The 23154-nt window shown below is 60.0% G+C and carries 18 protein-coding genes and 2 pseudogenes; 18 read left to right on the top strand and 2 right to left on the bottom strand.

Annotated elements, in window-relative coordinates:
* Positions 1-378 precede the first annotated feature (378 nt).
* The 14 genes and pseudogenes from ACVDG8_RS37415 (at position 379) to ACVDG8_RS37350 (ending at position 15690) form a co-directional block, all read left to right on the top strand.
* Positions 379-1413, top strand: coding sequence for a branched-chain amino acid ABC transporter permease (locus ACVDG8_RS37415; protein ID WP_455707924.1), 1035 nt, complete (start codon positions 379-381; stop codon positions 1411-1413).
* Between the two features lie 19 nt (positions 1414-1432).
* Positions 1433-3301: pseudogene (locus tag ACVDG8_RS37410) on the top strand (N,N-dimethylformamidase beta subunit family domain-containing protein); the annotation flags it as partial.
* Positions 3302-3318: 17 nt separating this feature from the next.
* Positions 3319-3723, top strand: coding sequence for a N,N-dimethylformamidase beta subunit family domain-containing protein (locus tag ACVDG8_RS37405; protein ID WP_455707958.1), 405 nt, complete (start codon positions 3319-3321; stop codon positions 3721-3723).
* Between the two features lie 135 nt (positions 3724-3858).
* On the top strand, positions 3859-4050 hold the full coding sequence (locus ACVDG8_RS37400; protein ID WP_447250641.1) for a hypothetical protein: 192 nt from the start codon (positions 3859-3861) through the stop codon (positions 4048-4050).
* Positions 4038-5144: an AraC family transcriptional regulator ligand-binding domain-containing protein gene (locus ACVDG8_RS37395; RefSeq protein WP_447250640.1), complete on the top strand. Its 1107-nt coding sequence runs from the start codon at positions 4038-4040 to the stop codon at positions 5142-5144. Before ACVDG8_RS37400 ends, ACVDG8_RS37395 begins: the two co-directional genes overlap by 13 nt.
* A 222-nt stretch (positions 5145-5366) precedes the next feature.
* On the top strand, positions 5367-6035 hold the full coding sequence (locus tag ACVDG8_RS37390; protein ID WP_455707923.1) for an SDR family NAD(P)-dependent oxidoreductase: 669 nt from the start codon (positions 5367-5369) through the stop codon (positions 6033-6035).
* 397 nt (positions 6036-6432) lie between these two features.
* Entirely contained in the window at positions 6433-7836 is a 1404-nt protein-coding gene (locus ACVDG8_RS37385) for an aminotransferase (RefSeq protein WP_447250638.1), read from the top strand.
* A gap of 377 nt (positions 7837-8213) precedes the next feature.
* Positions 8214-9242 carry an ABC transporter permease gene (locus ACVDG8_RS37380; protein WP_447250637.1) on the top strand — a complete coding sequence of 343 codons (1029 nt, stop codon included), beginning with the start codon at positions 8214-8216 and terminating at the stop codon, positions 9240-9242.
* Positions 9239-9976: an ABC transporter permease gene (locus tag ACVDG8_RS37375; RefSeq protein ID WP_455707922.1), complete on the top strand. Its 738-nt coding sequence runs from the start codon at positions 9239-9241 to the stop codon at positions 9974-9976. Before ACVDG8_RS37380 ends, ACVDG8_RS37375 begins: the two co-directional genes overlap by 4 nt.
* 210 nt (positions 9977-10186) lie before the next feature.
* Entirely contained in the window at positions 10187-10651 is a 465-nt protein-coding gene (locus tag ACVDG8_RS37370; RefSeq protein WP_455707921.1) for an ATP-binding cassette domain-containing protein, read from the top strand.
* Positions 10621-12162: an oligopeptide/dipeptide ABC transporter ATP-binding protein gene (locus ACVDG8_RS37365; protein ID WP_455707957.1), complete on the top strand. Its 1542-nt coding sequence runs from the start codon at positions 10621-10623 to the stop codon at positions 12160-12162. Before ACVDG8_RS37370 ends, ACVDG8_RS37365 begins: the two co-directional genes overlap by 31 nt.
* A 206-nt stretch (positions 12163-12368) precedes the next feature.
* A complete protein-coding gene (locus tag ACVDG8_RS37360) occupies positions 12369-13778 on the top strand; it encodes an ABC transporter substrate-binding protein (protein WP_455707920.1) in 1410 nt (469 codons plus the stop codon).
* An 82-nt stretch (positions 13779-13860) separates the two neighbouring features.
* Positions 13861-14838 (top strand): NAD(P)-dependent oxidoreductase, encoded by a 978-nt coding sequence (locus tag ACVDG8_RS37355; protein ID WP_455707919.1) that lies wholly within the window; start codon positions 13861-13863, stop codon positions 14836-14838.
* Between the two features lie 66 nt (positions 14839-14904).
* The gene (locus ACVDG8_RS37350) at positions 14905-15690 is read left to right on the top strand and encodes an SDR family NAD(P)-dependent oxidoreductase (RefSeq protein WP_447250632.1); all 786 of its coding nucleotides are present in this window, start codon (positions 14905-14907) and stop codon (positions 15688-15690) included.
* 52 nt (positions 15691-15742) lie between these two features.
* On the opposite strand, the gene ACVDG8_RS37345 is transcribed toward ACVDG8_RS37350, so the two are convergent.
* Complete coding sequence (locus tag ACVDG8_RS37345) at positions 15743-17305, bottom strand: FAD-dependent oxidoreductase (RefSeq protein ID WP_455707918.1); 1563 nt, start codon at positions 17303-17305, stop codon at positions 15743-15745.
* Between the two features lie 146 nt (positions 17306-17451).
* A pseudogene (locus ACVDG8_RS37340) lies at positions 17452-18228 on the bottom strand (NAD(P)/FAD-dependent oxidoreductase); the annotation flags it as partial.
* Between the two features lie 514 nt (positions 18229-18742).
* Here ACVDG8_RS37340 and ACVDG8_RS37335 point away from each other — a divergent pair.
* From ACVDG8_RS37335 to ACVDG8_RS37320, 4 genes are all read left to right on the top strand, one after another.
* A complete protein-coding gene (locus ACVDG8_RS37335) occupies positions 18743-20209 on the top strand; it encodes a sugar ABC transporter ATP-binding protein (RefSeq protein ID WP_455707917.1) in 1467 nt (488 codons plus the stop codon).
* 5 nt (positions 20210-20214) lie between these two features.
* Entirely contained in the window at positions 20215-20997 is a 783-nt protein-coding gene (locus ACVDG8_RS37330; RefSeq protein WP_455707916.1) for an ABC transporter permease, read from the top strand.
* Positions 20970-21107: a hypothetical protein gene (locus tag ACVDG8_RS37325; RefSeq protein ID WP_455707915.1), complete on the top strand. Its 138-nt coding sequence runs from the start codon at positions 20970-20972 to the stop codon at positions 21105-21107. Before ACVDG8_RS37330 ends, ACVDG8_RS37325 begins: the two co-directional genes overlap by 28 nt.
* 276 nt (positions 21108-21383) lie before the next feature.
* Complete coding sequence (locus ACVDG8_RS37320) at positions 21384-22997, top strand: GMC family oxidoreductase (protein ID WP_447250629.1); 1614 nt, start codon at positions 21384-21386, stop codon at positions 22995-22997.
* Positions 22998-23154: the final 157 nt, after the last annotated feature.

Raw genomic sequence — 23154 nt, 5'->3', positions numbered from 1 at the left:
CGCGTCGAACGCCCTTGCTGGCAAAGGTCCGCCACAATCCGTTCACGCTCAGGGCGGAGTGGCGCATCGCCGACTGGCGCCCTGTCCTCTGGTTGATCGCGCTGTTGGTGCTATCGACCGTTCCGACGTTTTTCGGCAGCAACGCGGTGGTGTCGGCCGCGACGACGTTCGCGATCTATGCCGCGATCAACGTCATCTGGATGCTGCAGATCGGCACAGCCGGCATCTTTCTCTCGCCAGTCTCGCCACGGTCGGGGTTAGCGCCTACGGGACGGCCGTCCTATCGGTCTATTTTGGCTTCCTTGGTGGGCCGTCCTGCTCGCAGGACCTCTTTTCGGGCTGGCTTTCGGGGTCATCATCTCCATTCCCGCGATCTGAATGGAGGGCTTCTATTACGCGTTGCTGACCGTCGGCATTTCCGAGCTGTGCCGAGCCTATGCATCGCAGTCCCGCATTCTCGGAGCATCGGTCGGCGGCCTTTTCGGCGTGGACGGTTTCGTGCCGTCGTCGCTGTCTGACAAGGGCGGGTTGATCCTGGGCTATTACGCGGCATTGTTCGTCCTCGTCCTTTCTTTGGTTTTGTACCGGATCGTGGACGGCCAGCGTCTCGGACGTCTTTTGCGCGCTGCGCCGGAAGGGCACGAGGCATTCGCCGAAGCCCTAGGCATCGACTACCGGCGCGTCCGCATTCAGGTCTTCCTCGTATCGTCGGCAGCGCTTGGGGGCGTGGGTGGGTTCTATGCGAGCCTGCAGCACGGGGTATCGCCGTCGTTGTTCACGATGGATCAACTGCTGCTGATGCTGGGAATGATCGTGATCGGCGGAATCGGCACGACCGAAGGCGCAGTCGCGGGCACGTTGATCGTCGTTTTCTTCGACAAAGTGCTCATCGGCTTCGGACCCGCGCGCCTGATACTCATTGCAGGGATCATGCTCCTCACCGTGCTGTTTTTCCGCGGCGGCCTTTTCGGCAGCGTCTCCCAGTTCCGCGCCTGGCGCGCCAAGCAAAAGAGCGAGCGTGCAGACACCCGGACAAAAGGAAGCGAAATCATGCCAGAGCAAGCGACCGAAATTGCCGACAAGCAAAAGATCTACGAGCAGCGGTTTGATGTAGCGATCCGCAGGCAGCTGAAAGCGCTGATAACCGACGAACTGATCGAAGAACACCGGAACAGTTTTCGAGAACGGCGAAGCGAGAACCTCAATCGCCTTCTCACCTACTTCCGCCGCGCCTCCGTTGTGGACAAATACGCCGTTCTCACCATCAAGGCTTTCGCGGAATACCGTATCGTCGCGCTGTCGGGCAAACGAGGCGTGCCGCCCCGTATCGTCGATGACAAAATCTACCCCACAGAAGAGGATGCACGCCATGCCGTGTTCCTGAAGCGCGTTCAGGACCTCATGGAAGCGTGAAGACAAGGTAGTGCAGCACATGGCAAAGATCCGCATCTCGGCGTACACTGACAAGATTTCCGTCAAACCGGGCGACCTGCTGAACGTCATGGTCAGCGCCGAGGGCACGCAATCGGTAACAGCCCAACTCGTGCGCTTGATCCACGGAGACGAGAATCCGCAAGGGCCCGGCTATATCGAACAGCCGGTCGCGTCCTCCATCGAACAGGAGTGGCCGGCGCGAAAGCAACACATCCAGAAGGGCAACTTTCTTCGGGTGGCCGACGCGCTCGACAAACTCGCGCACACCGGGCCGTTCACGTTGCACGCCTACATTTTTCCGACGCTGCTCGGCGAGGGACGGCAGGTCATACTGGGCCGCTGGCAGACAAGGCAGACGGAGGGCTTCGGTTTCGGCATCAATCCCGAAGGGCGTCTGGAATTCTGGGTCGGCGATGGAAAGGCGGTCGACAGCATTTCGGCGGACGTGCCGCTGGTCGCCCGCATCTGGTACTTCGTGGCCGTGAGCTACGACGCCGCCAGTGGGGTTGCGACGCTCTATCAGGAGCCGGTGATCAACCGTTACAACAGTCTTCTTTCCAAAATCGTCCCCTATGACTATCGCTCGCATCTTTCCGAAACCTTGCGCGTGCGGCCAATCCGAGCGGTCAACGCGGCTTTCGTGATCGGCGCTGCCGCAGACGACAATCAGACTCGCGGTACGTTTTTCAGCCAGTGCTACAATGGCAAGATCGACCGTTGCGGCATGCAACGCGGGGCTTTGGCGCGCCCGGAACTCGACGCGATACGCGACGGGGCGCTGCCCGACGCGGCAAACATGCTCGCCTATTGGGACACAAGTGCGGGCTACATGGACCAGGGCATCGGCGACACTGTGACGGATATGGGCCCGAACGGCGTCCATGCGGAAGGCGTGAACAGGCCGGTGCGTGGCCAGACCGGCTGGAACTGGTCCGGACGAAATGACTGCTTTCGCTTGGCGCCGAACGAATATGGCGGCATCGAGTTCCACGCCGACGCGCTGACGGACTGCGGTTGGGCGCCGACCCTTGCCCTCACCGTGCCGCAAGATTTGCGGTCGGGCGTCTACGCGGTCAAACTAACCAAGGACGACGCCGAGGAATTCGCACCTTTCGTCGTGCGTCCGCAAAAGCCGACTGGTGACATCGTCTTGATCATGCCGACGGCAAGCTATCTGGCTTATGCCAATGGCAGCGGCGCCTTCGACGGCGCCATGTTTCAGTCCGTCAGCGCGATCACATCGGTGGTTCAGGACATCGATGTGGAGGTGTATAAAAACGATGCGGAATTCGGCCTATCGACCTACAACGCCCACAATGACGGTGCCGGCATATGCTACAGTTCCTATCGCCGTCCCATCATCAATTTCCGACCAAAATACCGCACGCCGGGCGCTCCGGGTCCGTGGCAGTTCGCGGCCGACCTCTATATCGTCGCCTGGCTTGAGGCGATGGAATACAGCTATGACGTGATCACGGATGAAGATCTTCACCGCGACGGCATCGCCGCTGTCAAGCCGTACAAGGTCGTTCTGAACGGGACCCACAACGAATATTATTCGGAGCGCATGATGGACGCGACCGAAGATTATCTGGCAGATGGCGGCCGTCTCCTTTATCTCGGTGGCAACGGCTACTACTGGTGTGTCGGATTCCGGGACGATGACCTCTCAGTCATGGAAATCCGCCGATTGGATGCAGGCAACCGAGCCTGGCAGTCGCGGCCCGGCGAGCATTATCTGGCAACAACGGGGGAACGGAGCGGCTTGTGGCGGCATCGCGGCCGCGCTCCCCAGAAGCTGGTCGGCGTCGGCTACACCGCAGATGGAGAAGACGTCGCAGCAGCGTTCCGCCGGATGCCCGACAGTTACCACCGGAGCGTCTCATGGATTTTCAAGGGGATCGATGGCGACGTCGTGGGGGACTTCGGAGTGTTTCAGGGGGAGCGGCCGGATCGGAGGTTGACCGCTACGATCTCATGCACGGCACGCCGCCCCATGCCCGCATCCTGGCATCCTCGGAGCCGTTCAGCGACAATTATGTTCTCGTCCAGGAGGAGATCATGTTCTCGACCCCGGGCCTTGGCGGGACGGAGAACCCTTGGGTCCGCGCGGACCTCGTTTATTTCACGACGCCAAATGACGGTGCTGTGTTCTCGACGGGCTCGATTGCCTGGAGCGCTGCCTTGTCCTGGAACAATTACAACAATTCCGTTTCGGTTTTGACGAAGAATATCCTCGACGCATTCGTTGGGCCCGGCGCACTACCCGGTAAGGACTATGACGCCTAGATCATTCATTGACTCTGCGCACGCTGGGCGGTTCAAAGATCCGCCAGCGATGAGCCGTTCTTCGGCGCCGCCGCTTTCATGTCCGATCCACGCCGGTTTCGATCCGTTTCGCGCTTTTGGAAGCGTGAGCGCTTGATGAAGATGACGGAGAATGAGAAGCTTGGTAAGGCGTCGGGTTGGGAGAGTCAGCCCAACGTTACGCTTGAGCTTTGCTTTCGCGAGAAGGTCGAATCCGCGCATCGCGGCACGGTGGATGGGCGGGCGCTGGATAAGACTGATTTGTTGAGCCACTCGTTTGAAGGAAAGGTGGAGCTGTGTCACCGATAGAGTACGGCACCGTTTCCAATTTATCGACACAGAGCCTTCTGGCGACTCTTCCTCATTTCCGCGTCAATGTTAATTCGGTCGTGGCCCAGTCCGGACTGCGCAATTTGAAGTATTCTGCCACCTCGCGCGTTACCCCGCTCGCCACATATTCGACTATGCTGGAAGCCGCCGCCGCCGACCGGAACGACGCGACACTCGGTTTGTCTCTTGGCGCATACCGGCCTTACAGCGCGCTCGGGGTTGCTGGTCGCAAATACCTGTCCTCCGCTAGCATCGGCGAGGGCTTGAGGCAGTTCATCCGGCATTACCCGCTTTTACAAAGCCGGTCCCGGACTGAGTTGACCACTGAAAACGGAATGGCCTATCTCAAATACCTGATAACCGATCCCGGCGTACGGTATCGCGAACAGGACGCCAATCTTACCATCGCCTGCCACCATGCGATTCTGAAGAACCTCTTGGAAGCAAACTGGCATCCCAGCCGCGTGGAATTTGCCCACGCGACTCAGGACGCCGCAGCGTTCGGACAGCATTTCCAGTGTCCGGTCCTTTTCAATCGTCCATACAATCTCATCGCATTTCCAGCTCGTTTCCTGGATTGCGCGCTTCCCACATCGGTCCGCGTCGACGACATTTCCTTACCTGCGGAGCCCGAAGAGACATGGACGGCGGATCAGGGACGCCTCGGTCTGAGCGATGCCATTCGGGCCTGGCTTGTGGCGGTATTTCGTTGCGGCGAGTCGCATGACATGGACTGCGCGGCGGCAGACTTCGGCATGAGCCCGCGGTCTTTTCAAAGACGCCTGCAGGAGATCGGCGTCAGTTTTTTGGAGTTGCGAAATGAAGTCAGGATCTTGCTAGCCGCGTCCCTGCTGGAGGCCACCGCCATGTCGATCACAGAGGTTGCTCTGAGTGTCGGCTTTAGTGAAACAAGCGCATTTTCGCGGCACTTCAAATCCCAGATGAACCTGACGCCGGTTCAATATCGAGCCCAACGTCGCGGCGACTGGGAACCTGTCAGGACACCGCGGCGCAGGACAGCCCAATGTCTGATTGAATTGAACCATCCCGTGCGAGACCGGCACAGGGTCTGAAGGGCCGAAGCGCAGGCCAGGATGTCCATCCGCTCGGACGGCTAAGGTTAAGCGATCCGTGCAAGCAAAGTGCAGGACTGCCGCTTTAGCTCGAGGCCAGGCTTTTTCATAGATAGGGAGACATACGATGGGAGAGCTAGAAGGCAAGGTTTTGCTTATAACGGGGGCCACATCGGGCATAGGCGCGCTGCCTCGTTCTATTTTGCCAAAGAGGGAGCAAGGGTGGCCTTAACAGGCCGCAACGTTGCGGAAGGTGAGAAGATTGCCGCCGAGATTAGGGCACGAGGCAACAATGTTATGTTCGTCCCGGCCGAATTGACAAAATGGGTGGCCGTCGAGGACATGACGAAGCGATTCATCCAGCATTTTGGCCACATTGACGGCCTGTTTGCGAATGCGGGTATTTATCAACTTGCCCCGCCGCTGGTCGACCAGGACGAAGCGACCTGGGATGCACATATCGATACCAATCTGAAGAGCGCCTTTTTCTGCCTGAAAGCCGTTCTGCCTACAATGCTCGATCGGGGCAGCGGATCGATCGTCTTCAATGGATCGGTTCTGGCAGACACGGCCTTTGCCGGGGCCGCCATCTACTGCGCCAGCAAGGGTGGGTTGGCCGCGTTTGCGCGAGGTGCGGCCGTGGAATTCGCCGATAAAGGCATAAGGGTAAACACGATCAATCCCGTGACAACCCGCACTCCGATGACCGAACCGGACATTGTGAAACTGACCGACGGCACGAGTGTCCATCCATTCGCGGCCAATATCCCGATCGGGCGCATTGCTGAGCCCGAGGAGGTCGCGGCGGTTGCAGCATTCCTGTTGTCTGACCGGGCGTCTTATGTAACAGGCCAATCCATAGCGGTGGATGGAGGCTTTGTTTCGCAATAGCGACGTTCGCACGATCCTCTCTGCGCACGGTTCGCCTTCAGAGACAGCGGCAAGGACGGGCCGAGCTCGGCATGCTTGAGGCCTTTTGATCGAATGCGTGGATGTTACCGCCGCTTGCTGTTGCGCTGGATCAGGAGCCGCAACTTTGGCGCTGAATGTCAATCGTGCCGAAGGCAGTCCTGATAGGTTGTTCAGTGCATGTCGCCTCCAGGGCAGCACGCACAACGACGCACCTAGGTCCGGGCAGCCTTGACCCTGGTTTGAAATCCGCGCGAAATGCCCCGATAACCTTTTGTGGCTTTGGAGTCGGTCGGCGTCGTGCACTCGTGCTGCTGCGCCGATGACGGGCGTATGAATGACAATGTGCCTAAAAGGGGCAAATGGCGGGAGTGAGCGAATGTCTGTTCATCGGAATTACGATGTTGACACGGTCAAGCAGCAGGATCTGAATCATCATATTCATCCGTTTACGGATTTTTCGACGTTCAAGCAGACCGGTTCAATGGTTTTTACCGGTGCTGATGGCGCGTATCTCGTGGATGGCGAGGGCCGGCGGTATCTCGACGGCGTTGGGGGCGCCTGGTGCGTGAACATAGGCTATGGTCGCGAAGAGATGGCGCAAGCGATGGCGCAGCAAGCTCGTGAGATCGCCTTTTGCTCTACATTCGGTCACTACACGTCGGTGCCGCCGGCGGAACTGGCGGCCAAGCTCGCTGAGCTTGCGCCCGGATCGCTCAATCATATCTTCTACGGGTCGGGCGGATCCGTCGCCAACGACACAGCGGTGCGGATGATCCACTTTTACTTCAATCGTCTGGGCAAGCGGACGAAGAAAAAGATCATCACCCGCCAGGACGGCTACCATGGCAGCACGTATCTCGCCATGTCGATGACGGGCATCGACTTCGATCATATCGGTTTCGACCTTGTCCGCGAGGGCCTGATCTATCGCGTGTCGTCACCCAACATGTATCGCCGGCCGGACAATATGAGCGAATCGGAATTTCTCGATTTTCTCGTCGACGAATTGCGTTCCAAAATCGAGGAACTGGGCGGCGAGAATGTCGCCGCGTTTTTTGCCGAGCCGATCCAGGGCGCGGGCGGGGTCGTGGTGCCGCCGAAAGGGTATCACCGCCGCATGGCCGAGCTTTGCCGGGAATATGGTGTGCTTTACGTGGCCGACGAAGTTGTTACGGCCTTCGGGCGCCTTGGGCATTTTTTTGCGTCGGAATCCGTATTTGGTATGGTACCGGACATCATCACATGTGCAAAGGGGCTGACTTCAGCCTATGTTCCTCTGTCGGCGACAATCATTTCGGATGAAATCTACGATGTGCTCAGCGTGCCTCAGGCCGAGGGTGCGGTATTCACGCATGGCTTCACCTACTCCGGCCATCCGCTCTGCTGCGCGACCGCGCTTAAGAACATCGAGATCATGGAACGGGAAGATATTTGCGGCCATGTTCGCGAGGTCGGACCTTATTTCGAGGCGCGTTTGAAAGAACTGTGCGATTTGCCCTTGGTGGGCGACGCGCGCGGCAGCCACTTCATGCTGTGCGTCGAAAGCGTCGCAGACAAACAATCCAAGAAATTGTTGGAGCCATCCGTGGGCATTGGCAGGCGCATTACGGCCGAGGCGCAGAGCAGGGGAATTCTGGTGCGCCCGGTCGGACACCTGAATGTGCTGTCGCCACCGCTCATCCTCAGCAAGGATGACATCGACCTTCTTGTCGATAATCTCGGCGAGTCAATCAAAGCCGTCGCAGATACACTGACGAGGGACGGCGTGAAATTGAATTGAGGCGCATCCGCCGGGGTCGCGCGGCGAACGACATAAACGCTGTCCAGTCTCAAATCCTGGTACGCACGGTCCCAATTCCAATTGACTCGTGGTGACTTTGCTGCTGGACTATGTTGGGGAGCAGTGCGCCCCGGGCTGAGGCGATCCCTGCGATAAATGCATGCGGAAGGCTGCCGAAGTCACATGATCCGATGGCATGCGGCTCAGTGGGGCCGCAATGGTTAAACGCATTTTTTCACCGGCGACTCGCGCGACATTCCAGTTCGCACTAGCCCCACCGCATCGGGTTGCGATCATCTGGCGAAGTCGAGATGCGATCGTGCGGTGATCAGTGCCAACTCGGTTCGCACGATGAACCGCTCAGTATGGGTGTCTGAGTGTCGACGAGCATCGGTTCATACAATGAAACACCGCCCGCTGCCTACGGGAAGCGTCGCGGTTCTGTTGCCCATCCGATCAGAGACCTCCTGATCCAGCGCCTTGTTCTCGGCGTATTGACGATCGTCATTGTGAGCATCTTCGTGTTCGCAGCGACGCAACTGCTTCCCGACAATGCGGCGCGCACGGTTCTGGGCCGCAACGCAACGCCGGAAAAGGTCACTCTCCTCGAGAAGAAAATGGGGCTCGACCAGCCGCCTGTGAAACAGTACTTGCACTGGGTCAGTGGTTTGGTGCGAGGCGATTTTGGCAATAGCCTGGTCAACGATCAGCCGGTTGCGCAACTGACTGGACCGCAACTGGTCAATACGGCGACACTGGTCGTCACGGCAGGGACGATAGGCATATTTATCGGGGTTGGTCTGGGTCTTGTCGCTGCGATTCGGCGCGGGAGGCCGATCGATCAATTTCTTTCGGTGTTGTCCCTGGCGACAATATCCCTTCCTGAATTTGTCGTTGCGATCTTCGTAACCGTTCTGTTGGCCACCAACGTGTTTCATTGGTTTCCGGCCGTTTCCACGATCCCACCGGGTGAGCGGCCGTGGAATCATCCGTCGCTGACGGTATTGCCGATCCTGGTGCTGGTGATCGTGTCGGTGCCTTACATATTCCAAATGATGCGGGCGGCGACAATCGAGGCATTGGAAAGCGAATATGTCGAGATGGCCCGGCTCAAAGGCCTCGACAACACGCAGATCCTGTTTCGGCATGCGCTGCCGAACTCCGTCGCGGCGACCATCCAGGCGAGCGGCCTGACAATGCTTTACCTGTCGGGCGGCGTTGTCGTCGTGGAGGCCATCTTCAACTATTCCGGCGTGGGTTTGGGGCTCTACAACGCCGTCCAGGGCAGGGACATCCCAACGATCCAATTCATTGTCACCTTGTTGGCGATTCTTTATGTGGTCATCAGCATCGTCACCGACTTGCTGGTGTTGCTGGCCACGCCGCGCAAGAGGTTCCCGCGATGAGCCATGTAATCGTGGACGACGTAGTCCCGATCCGGCGGTCCGAGTGGCTCCATGTGATCAAACGCGCGGCGTTGTCGCGGCGCGGTGCCATCGGGCTCGTGCTGAGCTTCATTATCCTTGCGATCGCGTTCGCCGGACCCTTCCTTGCGCCGCGCGATCCGAACGAGGTCGGAATTGTCGCAACGCTCGCAAAGCCGTCGGCCGATGCGTTTCTCGGCGGCGACCTGCTGGGCCGCGACGTCTTGAGCCGCACACTTACCGGGGGCTGGCAGATCATCATTCTGGCCGCGTGCGCAACCGCGCTCGGCGTGGTGGCCGGCACCACGGCGGGCATAACGGCGGCCTATCTCAGCGGTTGGGCGGACAATATCATCATGCGCGTCGTCGACATCATCCTCGCATTTCCGCAGCTTGTCTTCGCCTTGCTGCTCGTTTCAGTGTTCGGCAACTCCCTTTCTCTGCTCGTCCTGGCCGTGGGCGTTTCCCATGCCCCGCAAGTAGCCCGGGTCATCCGTTCTGCCGCATTGGACGTCTCCGAACGCGACTTCGTCAAAGCGGTGGCCATCACCGGTGTAAAGCCGGGCGCGGTTATGCGGCGCGAAATCCTGCCGAACCTGACGACGACGCTGATGGTCGAGACCGGCCTTCGCATAACCTATTCGATCATCATCATGGCCGGCTTGGCCTTTCTCGGCTTCGGGTTCCAGCCCCGAATGCCAATTGGGGCTACATGATCAATGAGAACCGAATAGGAGCGTCCCTCAATCCCTGGGCCATCCTAGCACCTGCCATCCTGCTCATGATCTTTGCGATCGGCATCAACACCTTTGCCGACGCCGTGGCGCGCGTTGCCTTGGGATCGGACCGTTCGGTATCGGCCAAGCGGACCCGGCGGGCAGGCAGGCTTTGGCCGCGAAAAGCAGACCCCAAGTAGGGGGTCAAACTTGAACGATCAAGATAAGCAGGGCCGCGGTGCAGATGCCGAAACCAATCCCCGCGTTGTCGTGGAGCATCTAACCGTCCGCATCCAGGCCACGGGCGCCGAAGTCGTTCGCGATGTGTCGTTGACGCTCACGACCGGGGAAATTCTCGGAATTGTCGGCGAATCCGGTTCCGGAAAAACGACCCTGGGCCTCGCCATGATCGGCCATACAAGGCGCGGCCTGGAGGTGGCTTCAGGCAGGGTCAGCGTCAACGGGATGGCCATAACCGGCCTGTCGGCCAAGGCGATGGTCAAGCTGCGCGGCAACGTGCTGGCTTATGTTCCCCAGGATCCGGGTACGGCGCTCAATCCGGCCAGACGCATTGGCTCGCAAATGCGCGAGGCGCTACCGCCCACGGACGAACCGCTAGTGAGGCGGATGAACGCATCTTGCAGATGCTGGGCGAGGTCGGGCTGTCATCTGTAGCCGGCGTTCTGGATGCTTTTCCGCACCAGCTTTCCGGCGGCCAGCAACAGCGCGTCGCGATCGCAATGGCCTTCGCCTGCCGACCGAGCCTCATCGTCATGGACGAGCCGACGACCGGCCTGGACGCCACAACGCAACGCACGATCCTGGATACGGTGAAATCACTTCGCAGGAAGTACGGCCTGGCCATGATCTATGTGAGCCACGACCTGGCCGTGGTGTCGGAGTTGGCCAACCGGGTGGCGGTTCTCTACGCCGGACGCGTGGTTGAGAGCGGGCCCGCCTCGGAGGTCCTGTCGAACCCGCAGCATCCCTACACGCGCGGCCTTGTTCGCGCCGTGCCTTCCGCGCAGCGCCGTATCCGTCTCGTCGCCATGGATGGCATTCGTCCGCAAATAGGCCAGGCGGACGCGATCTGCTCCTTCGAGCCGCGCTGCGCCATCAGTTCCGTCAAGTGCAAAGCGGAATTTCCTCAAATGACCGTCGTCGGCAAAGAGCAGCACGTGGTACGCTGCCTTCTTGCCAACACTGTCGAAAGCCGCGAAGCGGCTGTCCTTCGTGCCAACGATGACGGTGACGCCCAGATCGAGCACAGCGCGGCGGATGCGGGGCAAGCCGGCCCCGTTCTCCAGATCAACAACCTGCAGGCCTATTACGGGGGTCACCATGTGCTGCGCGGAATCAATCTATCGGTCGGTCAGAATGAATGCGTCGCTCTGGTTGGGGAGTCTGGGTCGGGCAAAACGACGTTGACCCGGTGCCTGGTCGGGCTGCATCAATCCTGGACGGGAGAGATGCGGTTCGAGCGCGAACCGCTTCATCCCCGCATCGGCCAGCGTTCCGGCGCCAGCTTACTCAAAATGCAGTACGTGTTTCAAAACCCGTACGCATCCCTCAATCCTCGGCGAACGATCGGCGGCTTGATCATGCAGCCGCTCGAACATTTTACAAAACTCGACCGGAAGGCAATGGAACGGCGCATTGCCGAGACGATGGACGCCGTATCACTGCCGAAGCGCCTGTTGAATGCTTATCCGGATCAGCTTTCTGGCGGCGAGCGCCAACGCGTCGCGATAGCGCGGGCCCTGGTGGTGCGGCCGCATTTGCTCATCTGCGACGAAATCACGTCGGCACTCGATGTGTCCGTCCAGGCTTCCGTCATCGAGATGCTGCGGAGATTGCAGAAGGAACAGTCCCTGTCGCTCCTTTCATCACGCACAATCTTCCGCTTGTCCGCAGCATCGCCCAGCAGGTGTTCGTCCTGCAAGCGGGGCAACTCATGGAAGGCGGTGCGGTCGAAGATGTCCTTAACGCGCCGCAGACAGATTATACGCGCCGACTTATCAGCGACCTTCCGCGGTTCGAACGGTTCGCCGAGCCCGAAGAACGCGGCGCCGATCAACACGCGGACTGACCAGGCATGCCTGCGCGTCACAACACGAGGTTCTGGACCAGCATGCCGCGCCGTGGCAATCGTCATGCCTCGCATCCCCCGGTCCGGAGAGGGGTAAGGCATGGGACGGTAAGGCGCCGCCACGCCGACGAGTTACCGTGAGAAACAAAGGGAGGAGAACGCAATGAAGTCACCATTTTATTTCGAATTGTCACGCCGCAGTTTGCTTCGGCACGGCAGCGCCGGCCTCACCGCACTTTATGGCGGAGGGCTTCTGCTTCCGAACGCCTCGGCGGCTGATGAAGCCCCCTTGCTAGGGGAACCTTGCGGGCAGGACTGACGGGAGGCAGCCCGACGGACACCCTCGACACCAACCGCGCTCTCACGACCATCGATTTTGGGCGAACGTTCCCACTTTTCGACACGCTTGTTCGATTCAACAAGGATGCGCAGATCGAGAATTCGCTCGCGCAAAGCCTCGAGCCGAATTCGGACGCGACGGTCTGGACCGTCAAGCTCAAGCCGGGCATCTCGTTTCACAACGGCAAGCCGTTGAGTGCGGACGACGTCCTTTTCACCTTCAACCGGGTCGTCGACAATCAGTATAATTCCGTGACGGCACTGTCGCGCCTTGACCTTAAGAAAGCCCGGAAGGTGGATGAGCTGACGCTCGAACTGCCCTGCCACGGGCCCTATTCGATCCTCGACCAAGTGCTGGCGTCGAACTTTTACACGCTTGGTATTGTTCCCTCCGGGTTCGATCCGCAAAAGCCGATCGGGACCGGACCGTTCAAATTCGCGTCGTTCACGCCGGGACAGGAAAGCGTGTACGACGCCAACACCGGTTACTGGGACAAGGCGCCCCATATCGAGAAGCTGATCATCACGAACTTCCAGGACGAGACGGCGCAGTTGAACGCCCTGCAATCCGGGCAGGTCGATGTCATCAACCAGCTGTCGGTGGCGTCCATCGATCTGGCAAAAGTGTTCGGTCAGGTGCTGGTATCGCCCGGCGGCGCCATAACGCCCCTGGTCATGCGTTGCGACAAGGCGCCGTTCGACGACGTGCGCGTGCGGCACGCCCTTCGCCTGGTCATCGACAGACCGAAGATGAACGACATCGTCTTCGGCGGAAATGCCACGATCGGAAACGACGTATTCAGTCCGTTTGATCCGAATTTCGACAAATCACTTCCCCAACGGCAGCAAGACATCGCCAAGGCCAAGGCGCTGCTTGCCGAAGCTGGAAAGTCGGATCTCACCATCGAACTCGTGGTCGCCGACATCTCGTTCGGTGTGGTGCAAACCGCGCAGGTGTTTGCACGGCAAGCAAGCGAGGCCGGTATCACCGTCAAAATAAACAAGGTCACGGTCGCGGAGATATTTGGCAGCAACTATCTCAACTGGGATTTCTCAATGGATACCTGGTACTACGTCGGCTACCTGGCGATGGCCGGGTATGCCACCGTCAAGGGCGCTAGCTTCGGCCAGACACATTTCCAGAACGACAAATACAACGATCTATTCAACGAAGCTCTTGCCACAGTTGATCCGGAAAAGCGCAAGGACATCGTGCACCAGATGCAGAAGATCGACTACGAAGAAGGTGGCTACATCATACCTTATTTCCCGTGCAGCATCGATGCGTTCAGCAATAAGGTGCATGGCATACAGCCGTCGAAGACCGGCGTCTCCTTCGGCAACTTTGATTTCAGGTCGATGTGGATCGCCTGATTTGTACATTGGCACAGAACTTGTCGGCCCGGTCTGAACGATATGCCAGATTGGGCCGACTGCCCTACCGGGCGCAATATTGATGAAATGCGTTGATGGAGCCTTACAGGCCATGTTGAAGCAGATTGGGCTAGTCGGGCTTGGCAACATCGGATTTCATTTCGCGGTGCGGCTTTTGGCGGCCGGGCACAATATCACCGTTTTCGATCTTAAGCGGGACGTGGTCGAACGCCTCGTCGCCAAGGGCGCGAGCGTGGCCTCCGACCTTGCGGATATGACCCGAAAGGTCGATATTCTGCTGCTCAGCCTGCCCCTTCCGGCCGCCGTTCTGTCGGTGGCGCAACAGGTCGCGGCGAGCGGCAAGGTCCGCGTCGTTGTGGACCTTTCGACAACCGGTCCGGCCGCGACCATGCAGGTCGCGTCGTGCCTGGAAGAACGCGGCATCGCCTTTCTCGGTGCGCCCGTCAGCGGCGGTCTCGCGGCAGCCGAAAAGGGTACGCTGGCGGTCATGGCCTCCGGTCCCGAAGCCGTCTTCAAGGAAGTCGGGCCCCTGCTGTGCGTTCTCGGAAAGAATATTTTCTACCTGGGAGCCGATCCAGCCCTCGGCCAGACGATGAAGGTGATAAACAACACGCTGTATGCCGCGACCATGATCGCAAGCTGCGAGGCGCTCGTCTTCGGGACGAAGGCCGGGCTGAGCCCGACAGTGATGCTTAATGTACTCAACGCGTCGAGCGGCCGCTCCTATGCCACGCAGGAGCGCATCCCTCCCAGCGTCCTCGATCGGAGCTTTCCACTGCGCTTCGCGACCGACCTGCTTTACAAGGACATCAAGCTTTGTCTCGACGAGGCCGAGAGGCTTGGGGCGGCGATGCCCGTCAGCCAAGCGATGCGGCAATTCCTGGCGTTCGCCATTTCGCAAGGGGATGGCCCGAAGGACAACGTCTATCCAATCCGCCACCTCGAGCATTGGGCCGGCGTCACCGTCGCTGAGACTATGCCGCCCTATGAAAAGGCCGCGCAGGACGGACCTGGAGCCCGTAGCAGCCAGCGATCGTAACCTCTATCCACTTGGTTCGACGCGACCACCCACTGAAGAAAACCACAGCGAGGAAATGAGCCGACCATGAGACATCAGGGAAAAATCGCGATCGTCACGGGTGCAGCGGCCGGCATGGGCTTTGCAATATCCCGGCGTCTGGCTCGCGACGGAGCGCAGGTGATGTTGGCCGACCGGGATGCGGAACGCGGCCGCGCGTCGGCAGCCAAACTTGCCGAGGAGGGGTTGCCGGCGCGATTTACCGAATGCGACGTCGGTGACAGCGCGCAGATCGAGGCTGCCATTGCCGAAACAGAGAAAAATTTCGGAACCGCCGACATCCTCGTGAACAACGCCGCCATCTATGGTGCCAAGGATTTCATGAGCGTGACGGAGGAGGATTTCGACCAGGTCATTCGCGTCAACCTCAAGTCCGTCTTCGTCGCGACGCAGGCCGTTTCCCGACGACTCATAGCGGCGAAGAAGCCGGGTGCGATCGTCAACATATCGTCGGTCAATTGCAAAATCACAGCAGGGATAGCGACGGCGTACACGGCCTCGAAGGGCGGTGTCTCCGCGTTTACGGCAGCGGCCGCCTTGGCTTTGGCCGACGAGGGCATACGCATCAACGCGATCGGGCCGGGAACAATCGCGACGGACATGGCCACGGCGATCCGTGACAATCCCGAGGCGCTTGCAAACGCGCTCGCGCGCACACCGTTGCGCCGTTTGGGACAGCCCGAGGAAATCGCCTCGGTTGCGAGTTTCCTAGCCAGCGACGATGCCAGCTATATGACCGGCCAGACGATATTTGTCGATGGCGGCCGGACGGCGCTTGGTATCGTCATGCCGGCGCCAAAACCGAGATCATAACCGATCAAAGGTTCGCGCTGCATTGTCTCGCGCAGCTTCCTGCTCCTCTGGATCAGCCGCGCATCCTTTCTCCTCGGGGATCATAGAAAGGCTGCAGCTGTACCGCCAGAGGATGCATTTTCCCTGCGATCTGCACCTCGAAGCCACCTTGCTCCAGCCACTCCTTTGTGACGCCCCCGGCGCAATGCACGCTGGCCAGCCCCACCATGCGCTCGATCCTGAAGCCCCAGCCTCCTGACGTGACATGCCCGACAATGCTACCGCCGCGCCAAACAGGCTCGTTGTGGATCAGATAAGGACCGTTCCGGGCCGACGCACTGTCGACCGCCACGCAGACCGTTCGCAGTTCGGTGGTGGGGCCACCCGCCTTTTGCGCTTCGAGGACCCGTTTTCCCAGGAACTCTTGCTTGCTCAGGTCCACCGCAAAGCCAAGTCCAGTTTCGTAGGGCGTATCGTCTTCGGCAATATCGTGGTCAAAATGCCGGAACGCCTTCTCCAGGCGGCAGCTGCTGATGGCGAAAATCCCGATATGCCTCAACCCGAAAGGATTCCCCGCCTGCAGAAGCGCCTCGTAGACCCCCGCCGTGAATTCTGTCGGCACCATTAGCTCATAGCCAAGTTCGCCCAGGAAAGACCGGCGAATGACCAAACCACGAGCATAGGCCAGGTCAAGCTCGTGCGCGGCGCCGAAGGGAAACGCTTCGTTGGAGACATCCTCGGTGGTGATCGAAGCGATGACCGATCTGGCATGGGGACCGTGAATGGCCAGAAAGGAATAAGCGGAGGTCGCATCGAAGATTTCGACGCGCCACGAGCGGTCGGCGTGCGCCTCGATCCAGGCGCGGTCGCGGATCGGATTGCTTGTGACCACAAGGAACTTCTGTTCTCCGAGGCGGGTCACGGTAACGTCAGCCTCAATGCCGCCGCGCGGATTTAGGAATTGGGTATAGACCGAGACGCCCGAAGCGACGTCCATCTGCGCCCCACAGACATGGTTGAGAGCCTTGACCGCATCGGGGCCTTGGACGAGAAGCTTCCCGTACATCGACTGGTCAATAAGCGCGACGCCGTCGCGGGCCGCGATGCATTCGGACGCGACCTTGTCCGACCATTCCTGCCAACCGAGCGACGGCGCCGTGGGCCACGCCCATTGCTTCGGATCGAAGTACATCGGCAGTTCCCATCCGCAATATTCTGCAAAGACCGCACCTGCGGCCGCCAACCGGTCATGGAGGGGAACGCGCCTTATGCCGCGCGCCGTCTCGATCTGCCGCCCTGGCCAATGCAGGCGCCAGTTCAATCCGACAGCCTCCGTCACGCGCTCGGCGTTGTATGCGGCGTTGGCTTGAAAAGGGTGGGCGCGCGAGGCGAGGACGGACCCCATTCCCTGGCTCGGATAGCCATCGATCATCCATTCCGCCATCCTCAAGCCGACGCCACCGGAATTCATGATGCCATGCGAACTCATGCCGGCGGCGATAAACAGGCCAGGCATTTCGGGAGCGGGGCCGACATAAGGAAGTCCGTCCGGCGTGAAGCTCTCGGGGCCGGTAAAAAACGTCTTGATCCCGAGATCGGCCAGGGCGGGCATCCGGTTGAAGATCGCTTCAAGCATCGGCTCGAGATGCTCCATGTCAAAGGGAAGCTGGTCGAATTCGAAGCGCTCCGGGATGCCGTCGCGGCCCCAGGCCTTGCCTTTGTCTCGCCGCCGCCGATCAACAGTTTGCCGGCATCCTCCTTCCAGTAGGTTCCCTCTTCGAGCACGACCAATGAGGGAAGCGTTCGAGGCAAGCCCTCGATTGGTTCGGTAACGATGTAAAAATGTTCGGCGGCGTGAAGGGGAACAGCCACCCCATGGGCTTTCGCAAACCGGCTCGTCCACATTCCGCAAGCCAGGAGGACCTTCTCCGTTGCAACAACCCCCCGGTCCGTCTCGACACCGACGATCCGGCCGTTGCGTGTCAAAATCCTCGTCGCTACCGTATCTTCGAAAATGAGGGCGCCGTTCTGTTTGGCGCCTTTCGCCATAGCGAGGGTGGCGTCGAGCGGATTGACCTGGCCGCTGGGGCCGACGAAAAGGCCGCCCACAACGTCATCGTAGTTGATCAGCGGCCACCGTTCCTTGAGCGCCTCGACCATCAGGATGCCGCTTTCAACCTGCATGCGGCGTGCGTGGTCATTTTCGCGACGAAGCTGCTCCATATGTGTCTCGGTCAGAGCGAGACTGATCGTGCCTTTAGGCCTGTAGCCGGTGGCCTGGCCGGTCTCGGCCTCAAGGTCCATGAACAGCCGGGTCGTGTATTTCAAGAGCTCGACCTGGCTGCTCGACGGCGCGAGTGGTTCGACCAGGCCAGCGGCATGCCATGTTGTGCCGCTGGCAAGCTTCTTGCGCTCAAGCAATACCGCACCGCCGACGCCGCGTTTGGCCAGGTGATAAAGAGTTGAAGCACCGATAATGCCGCCGCCGACGATAACCGCGGGCGCGCTGGCGGGGAGCGTGTTGCCTTGTGGAACGTCACTGGTCCAAGTCTTGTTCATGCTGACCCCATAAAAAGAAAATGGCAGTCCCGGCGTCGATGCGACAAGATCGCTCCGCTTTTCATGCAGGACTAAACAGATTGCCCCTCGAAGATAGAGAGACCGAAGACAACCTGCTGTCAATAAAACAGGATTTTGTCGTCTCATCTTATGAGACAGCAACGACCCCATGGCATCCATCGATCCGTCGATTTGGCGACGCGGAGCTTTCAGATTTCGGCCTGGAAGACCTGTCGTCGCGTCTCATTTGGCGAGATTGGCTTGTCTTAAATTCATGTTGACGGATGACCCTCGCGTGGGGAATAGTCGGCCTATTCTGCCTATTGGCCGGCGAACAATAGCGTGCTGGGGACGATCAACATTGGAAGCAGAACGGACTCTGGCATCGGCCACCAAGTCACCGCATCGGGGCAACGGCGCCTCCTCCCTTTCCGAGGCGCCCTCTTTACGGGACGCGCAGGGCCAACCTTTTATTTCAATCAGGGATCTTACGAAGTCTTTCGGAGCGAACCATGTGCTCAAAGGCGTGTCCCTGGACATTCGGCTGGGCGAGATCCTCGTCCTGCTAGGCCCCAACGGTGCCGGCAAATCAACGCTGCTGAACATTGTGGGCGGCAATTTCGCACCTAGCTCTGGCGAGGTTGCGGTCGATGGTCAGAGGATCGATTTCGATCAATATTCGGCGGCGGCCGCGCATCGCTACGGCATCCACCGGGTGTTTCAGGAGCTTTCCACATTTCCTAATCTTTCGGTCGCGGAAAACCTCCACCTTGCCTCCGGCGAAAAGCTATCCCACCAGGGGGTGCTCATTCGCGCCAGGGAGCGGATGAAAATTTTTCCCGACAACAGGATTCCGGTCCGAGCCGAGCTGCACGACCTTACCGTGGCGGAACGGCAAATCGTGGAGATCGTCAGGGCCATAACCGAGGATGGCCTTCGTCTTGTCATACTTGACGAGCCGACATCGGCACTGGCAGCGCGAGAGGCTAGCCAGTTGAGCGAACTGGTTCGCCAGAAGGCGCGTGAGGGCGTCGCGGTCATTTATGTCACGCATAAGTTGGAGGAAGCGCTTCAACTCGCGGACCGCGTGGTCATTTTGCGGGAGGGGCTCGTTTCCTGGGACGGGGATGGCCGATCCATAGACCATGACAGGCTGCTCGAGCTGCTTGGCGCTCCTTCGGGCAAGAGCCAGGCGAAGGCCGTGAACATCGACGTTTCCCGCTCGCCGGAAGACTGCGTCCTGACCGTCGATCGTCTCAAGACGGGTCGGCTTGAGGACATATCGATCGCCGTCGGTCGTGGGGAACTCGTCGGGATAGCCGGCCTCGAAGGTGCGGGCCAGCACGACCTTCTACAGGCAATCTTCAGCGCCCGGAACAAGAAGACATCATTCATACGCTCCGAAAGCGACATCGCCTATGTAAGCGGCGATCGACAACGCGAGGGTCTGCTGCCGATATGGAATGTGGAAGACAATGTAAGCATCTCGGCGCTCCATAAAGCGTCACGTTTTCATTTCGTAAAATCACAGGCGTTGAGCGCGGTCGCCGGCAAATGGCTGAACGAGCTGGGGCTTGCGAAACGGGCGAAGTCGAGCATCCTCAGCCTCAGCGGCGGCAATCAGCAACGGGCTCTGCTGGGGCGGGCGCTGGCGAGCGACGCGCCTTTGTTGCTGCTGGATGATCCAACTCGCGGCGTCGACCTCAACGCAAAGCGCGAGATTTACCGGATTCTGGACCAGGTCAAGGAAAACAACCGCAGCGCGATCCTCTATTCCACGGAAAACGCGGAATTCCAGAAATGCGACCGCGTCTACGTCATGGCGCGCGGCCGAATAGCGGCGGAACTGTCGCGGGACGAAGTGTCGGACGAAAAGATCGTGCAGGCCTCGTTCGCGCATCCGGTCGGCCGCGACGCGGGACCGCGTCAGGCACGACGAAGCATGGGGGGCACGGACTGCTCTCGCGCTTGTTTTCGATGAGCGCGATGCCGGCAGCGATCCTGATGGTGCTTATGCTCGCGATCACATTCTGGGTACAGCCGAATGCGATGTCCTCGTTCGGCGTCCAATTGCTGCTGGAAGCCTCCGTGCCGATCGCCTTTGCGGCGTTGGCGCAAATGATGTTTCTCCTGGGCGGGGACATCGATCTCGGCACCGGCTACGCCGTGGGGCTCGTCAACGTCATCGCGGCGACGACATTGGTTGATCATACGGCGCTTGGCGCTGTCGCTCTCCTGGGCTTCATCGCGAGCTATGCGCTGATGGCCGCGATCGTGGAGCTCATGCGGGTATCTTCCGTCGTGGTGACTATGGGATCCTCGTTCCTGTGGCTGGGCTTGAGCCTCGCGCTGCTCGACCGTCCAGGCGGCAGCACGCCCGACTGGTTGACATGGGTCACCGCCACCAATGTCGGGGTGATCCCGTTGCCGGTGTATTTCCTGGTTGCGGCGGCTTTGATCGGCGTTTGGATACTGCGTGGGTTCAAGTCCAGCATCAAGCTGCGAGCCTTTGGTGGCAGTCCCAAGATATACCGGGAACTCGGCTACTCGCCGCTTAAGGCCAGAGCGACCCTTTACTCGATCGCAGCGACCCTGATCGTTGTCGCCGGGCTGCTCATCACGGCATCCACCGGTGCGGGAAACGCCAACGTGGCGACGACCTATACCTTGGCCAGCGTAGCGGCGGTCGTGGTTGGCGGCGCCACTTCAGCGGCGGACGCGTCTCGCCCGTGGGCACGATCATGGCGGTTGTCGGTCTGTCGCTGGTGAATTCGATCCTCGACTTTTCGGGTGTCAGTTCTCAGTATTCGACCGCCATCGCCGGGATCATCCTAATTGTCGTGCTGAGCGTGCGGGCCATTTCCAAAGCCAAGCAATGATGACCGGCGTCAGGGCGCTTGCCCTCCAGATTGCATGCCTGGATTACGTCCCGGCGCCCTTGCGCGTCCGCGCGTCCGCAAAAAGCACCGGCACGACGTCTTGCGAAAAGCGCCTTGGGCTTGAGAATCTGGCGCCGGCCAGCGCTCATCCGTCCGTCGCTGGACATGCGCCGGCCTGTCGTCGTTCGCGGCGCGCGTCGGGTAAGTTCGCCGCGGCTCTGGACGGGCATCTCTCCGTTCCATCTTGAAAATCCGAATTGATCGAGGGCAACGTCCATGGGTGCGTTCGACTATATTATCGTCGGCGGAGGTTCGGCCGGGTGCGTGATCGCACACCGGCTCGTCGTTTCAGGCGCCTCCGTCTGCGTCATCGAAGCCGGACCGGCCGACAACAATCCCTTCATCCGAATGCCGGCAGGTTTCATCAAGACGATGTTCAACCCCGCGCTTACATGGCAATTCAAGACCGAACGTTCGGACTGGACAGGCGGACGGCAGATTAGCGTCACGCAAGGCCGAACACTCGGCGGATCGAGCGCCATTAACGGCATGCTGTTCGTACGCGGGCAGGCGGAAGACTACAATGTCTGGGCACAGCTCGGGAACAGCGGTTGGAGCTATCAGGACGTGCTGCCTTATTTTCGGCGGTTGGAACAGCGTATCGGCGCCGGCGCTGACGAGGATTACCGAGGTTTCGATGGTCCGCTGCCGGTTACTGACGGCGATTGGAGACATCCACTTTGCGATGCATTCATCGACGGCGCGCGGGGTCTGGGGTTCCCCGACAATCCCGACTACAACGGTGAAAGCCAGGCCGGTGTCGGCTACTACCAGCGCGTTATCCACCGCACGCGCCGCGTCAGCGCCGCGCACGCCTATCTCCACCCGGTGATGAACAACCCCCATCTGAGCGTCGTCACCGGTGCGCAGGTCACCTCGATCGTCCTAGACGGGAAGCGGGCAGCCGGCGTTACCTTCAGGCGGGAGCGTGGCGGCCAGGTCGAAAGCGTAACGGTCCGCAAAGAGGTCGTTATATGCGCTGGAGCGATCAATAGCCCAAAGCTCCTCCAACTCTCGGGCATCGGGGACCCCGAACTGCTGCAGACGCTGGGCATTGCCGTGAAGCACCCGTTGCGCGGCGTCGGGAGGCATCTCAGCGACCATTACAGCGTCAGGATCGTTGCAAAGGTCCGCAACACGGAGACGATCAACAACTTGGTCACCGGGCCGAGACTGCTTGGCCAAGTTGCGCGATGGGCCTTGCGGCGACCGAGCGTGCTCGGACTGAGCGCAGCGATTGTCTACGCCTTCGGGTCGTCGGATCCGGCCATGGAGCAGCCCGACTACACGGTCATCTTCACGCCTGCCAGTTACAAGCACGGCAAGATTGGAACGCTCGACGCCTATCCCGGAATGACATGCGGGGTCTGGCAGATGCGTCCGGAAAGCACCGGGCAAGTCGCCATCACTTCGCCCGACCCCGCCGCAGATCCGGCCATCCAACTCGACTACCTGAAGGAGCAGAAGGACCAGCAGGTGCTCTTGTCGGCCCTGCGCATGGCTCGGCGTATCCTGGAAAGCGAGCCTCTCAGACCCTACTACGACACGGAACAATTGCCGGGCGCAGGCCTCACCGGCGATGACGACCTCCTGCGCTTCGCGAGGGAGTATGGTACGACGGCGTTCCACCTGTGCGGCTCCTGTCGTATGGGGCCTGCGTCCGATCCGGCCAACGTCGTCGACAACGGACTGCGCGTTCACGGCATCGATGCCCTACGCGTGGCCGATTCATCGATCCTGCCCCGCATCGTGTCTGCAAATACCTACGCGACATCGGTCATGATCGGAGAGAAGGCTGCGGACTTTCTGCTCGGCAAGCCAGCCGCGTGACTGCGGTGTCAAATGCCGGGTCCGACGGCCTACCCGTCGCCGTCGCGAAGAAAGAGCCCGGCCCCTAGTCTGAGACACGATTTCTCACTTTTTGGGACTCATGGCGCTTTACGCTTGCCTGGCACCGCAGCGTCGCTATAAATCTCCGGCATTGGGA

The organism is Mesorhizobium sp. ORM8.1, from assembly GCF_053005525.2.
This window is presented reverse-complemented; position numbering and strand designations above follow the sequence as displayed.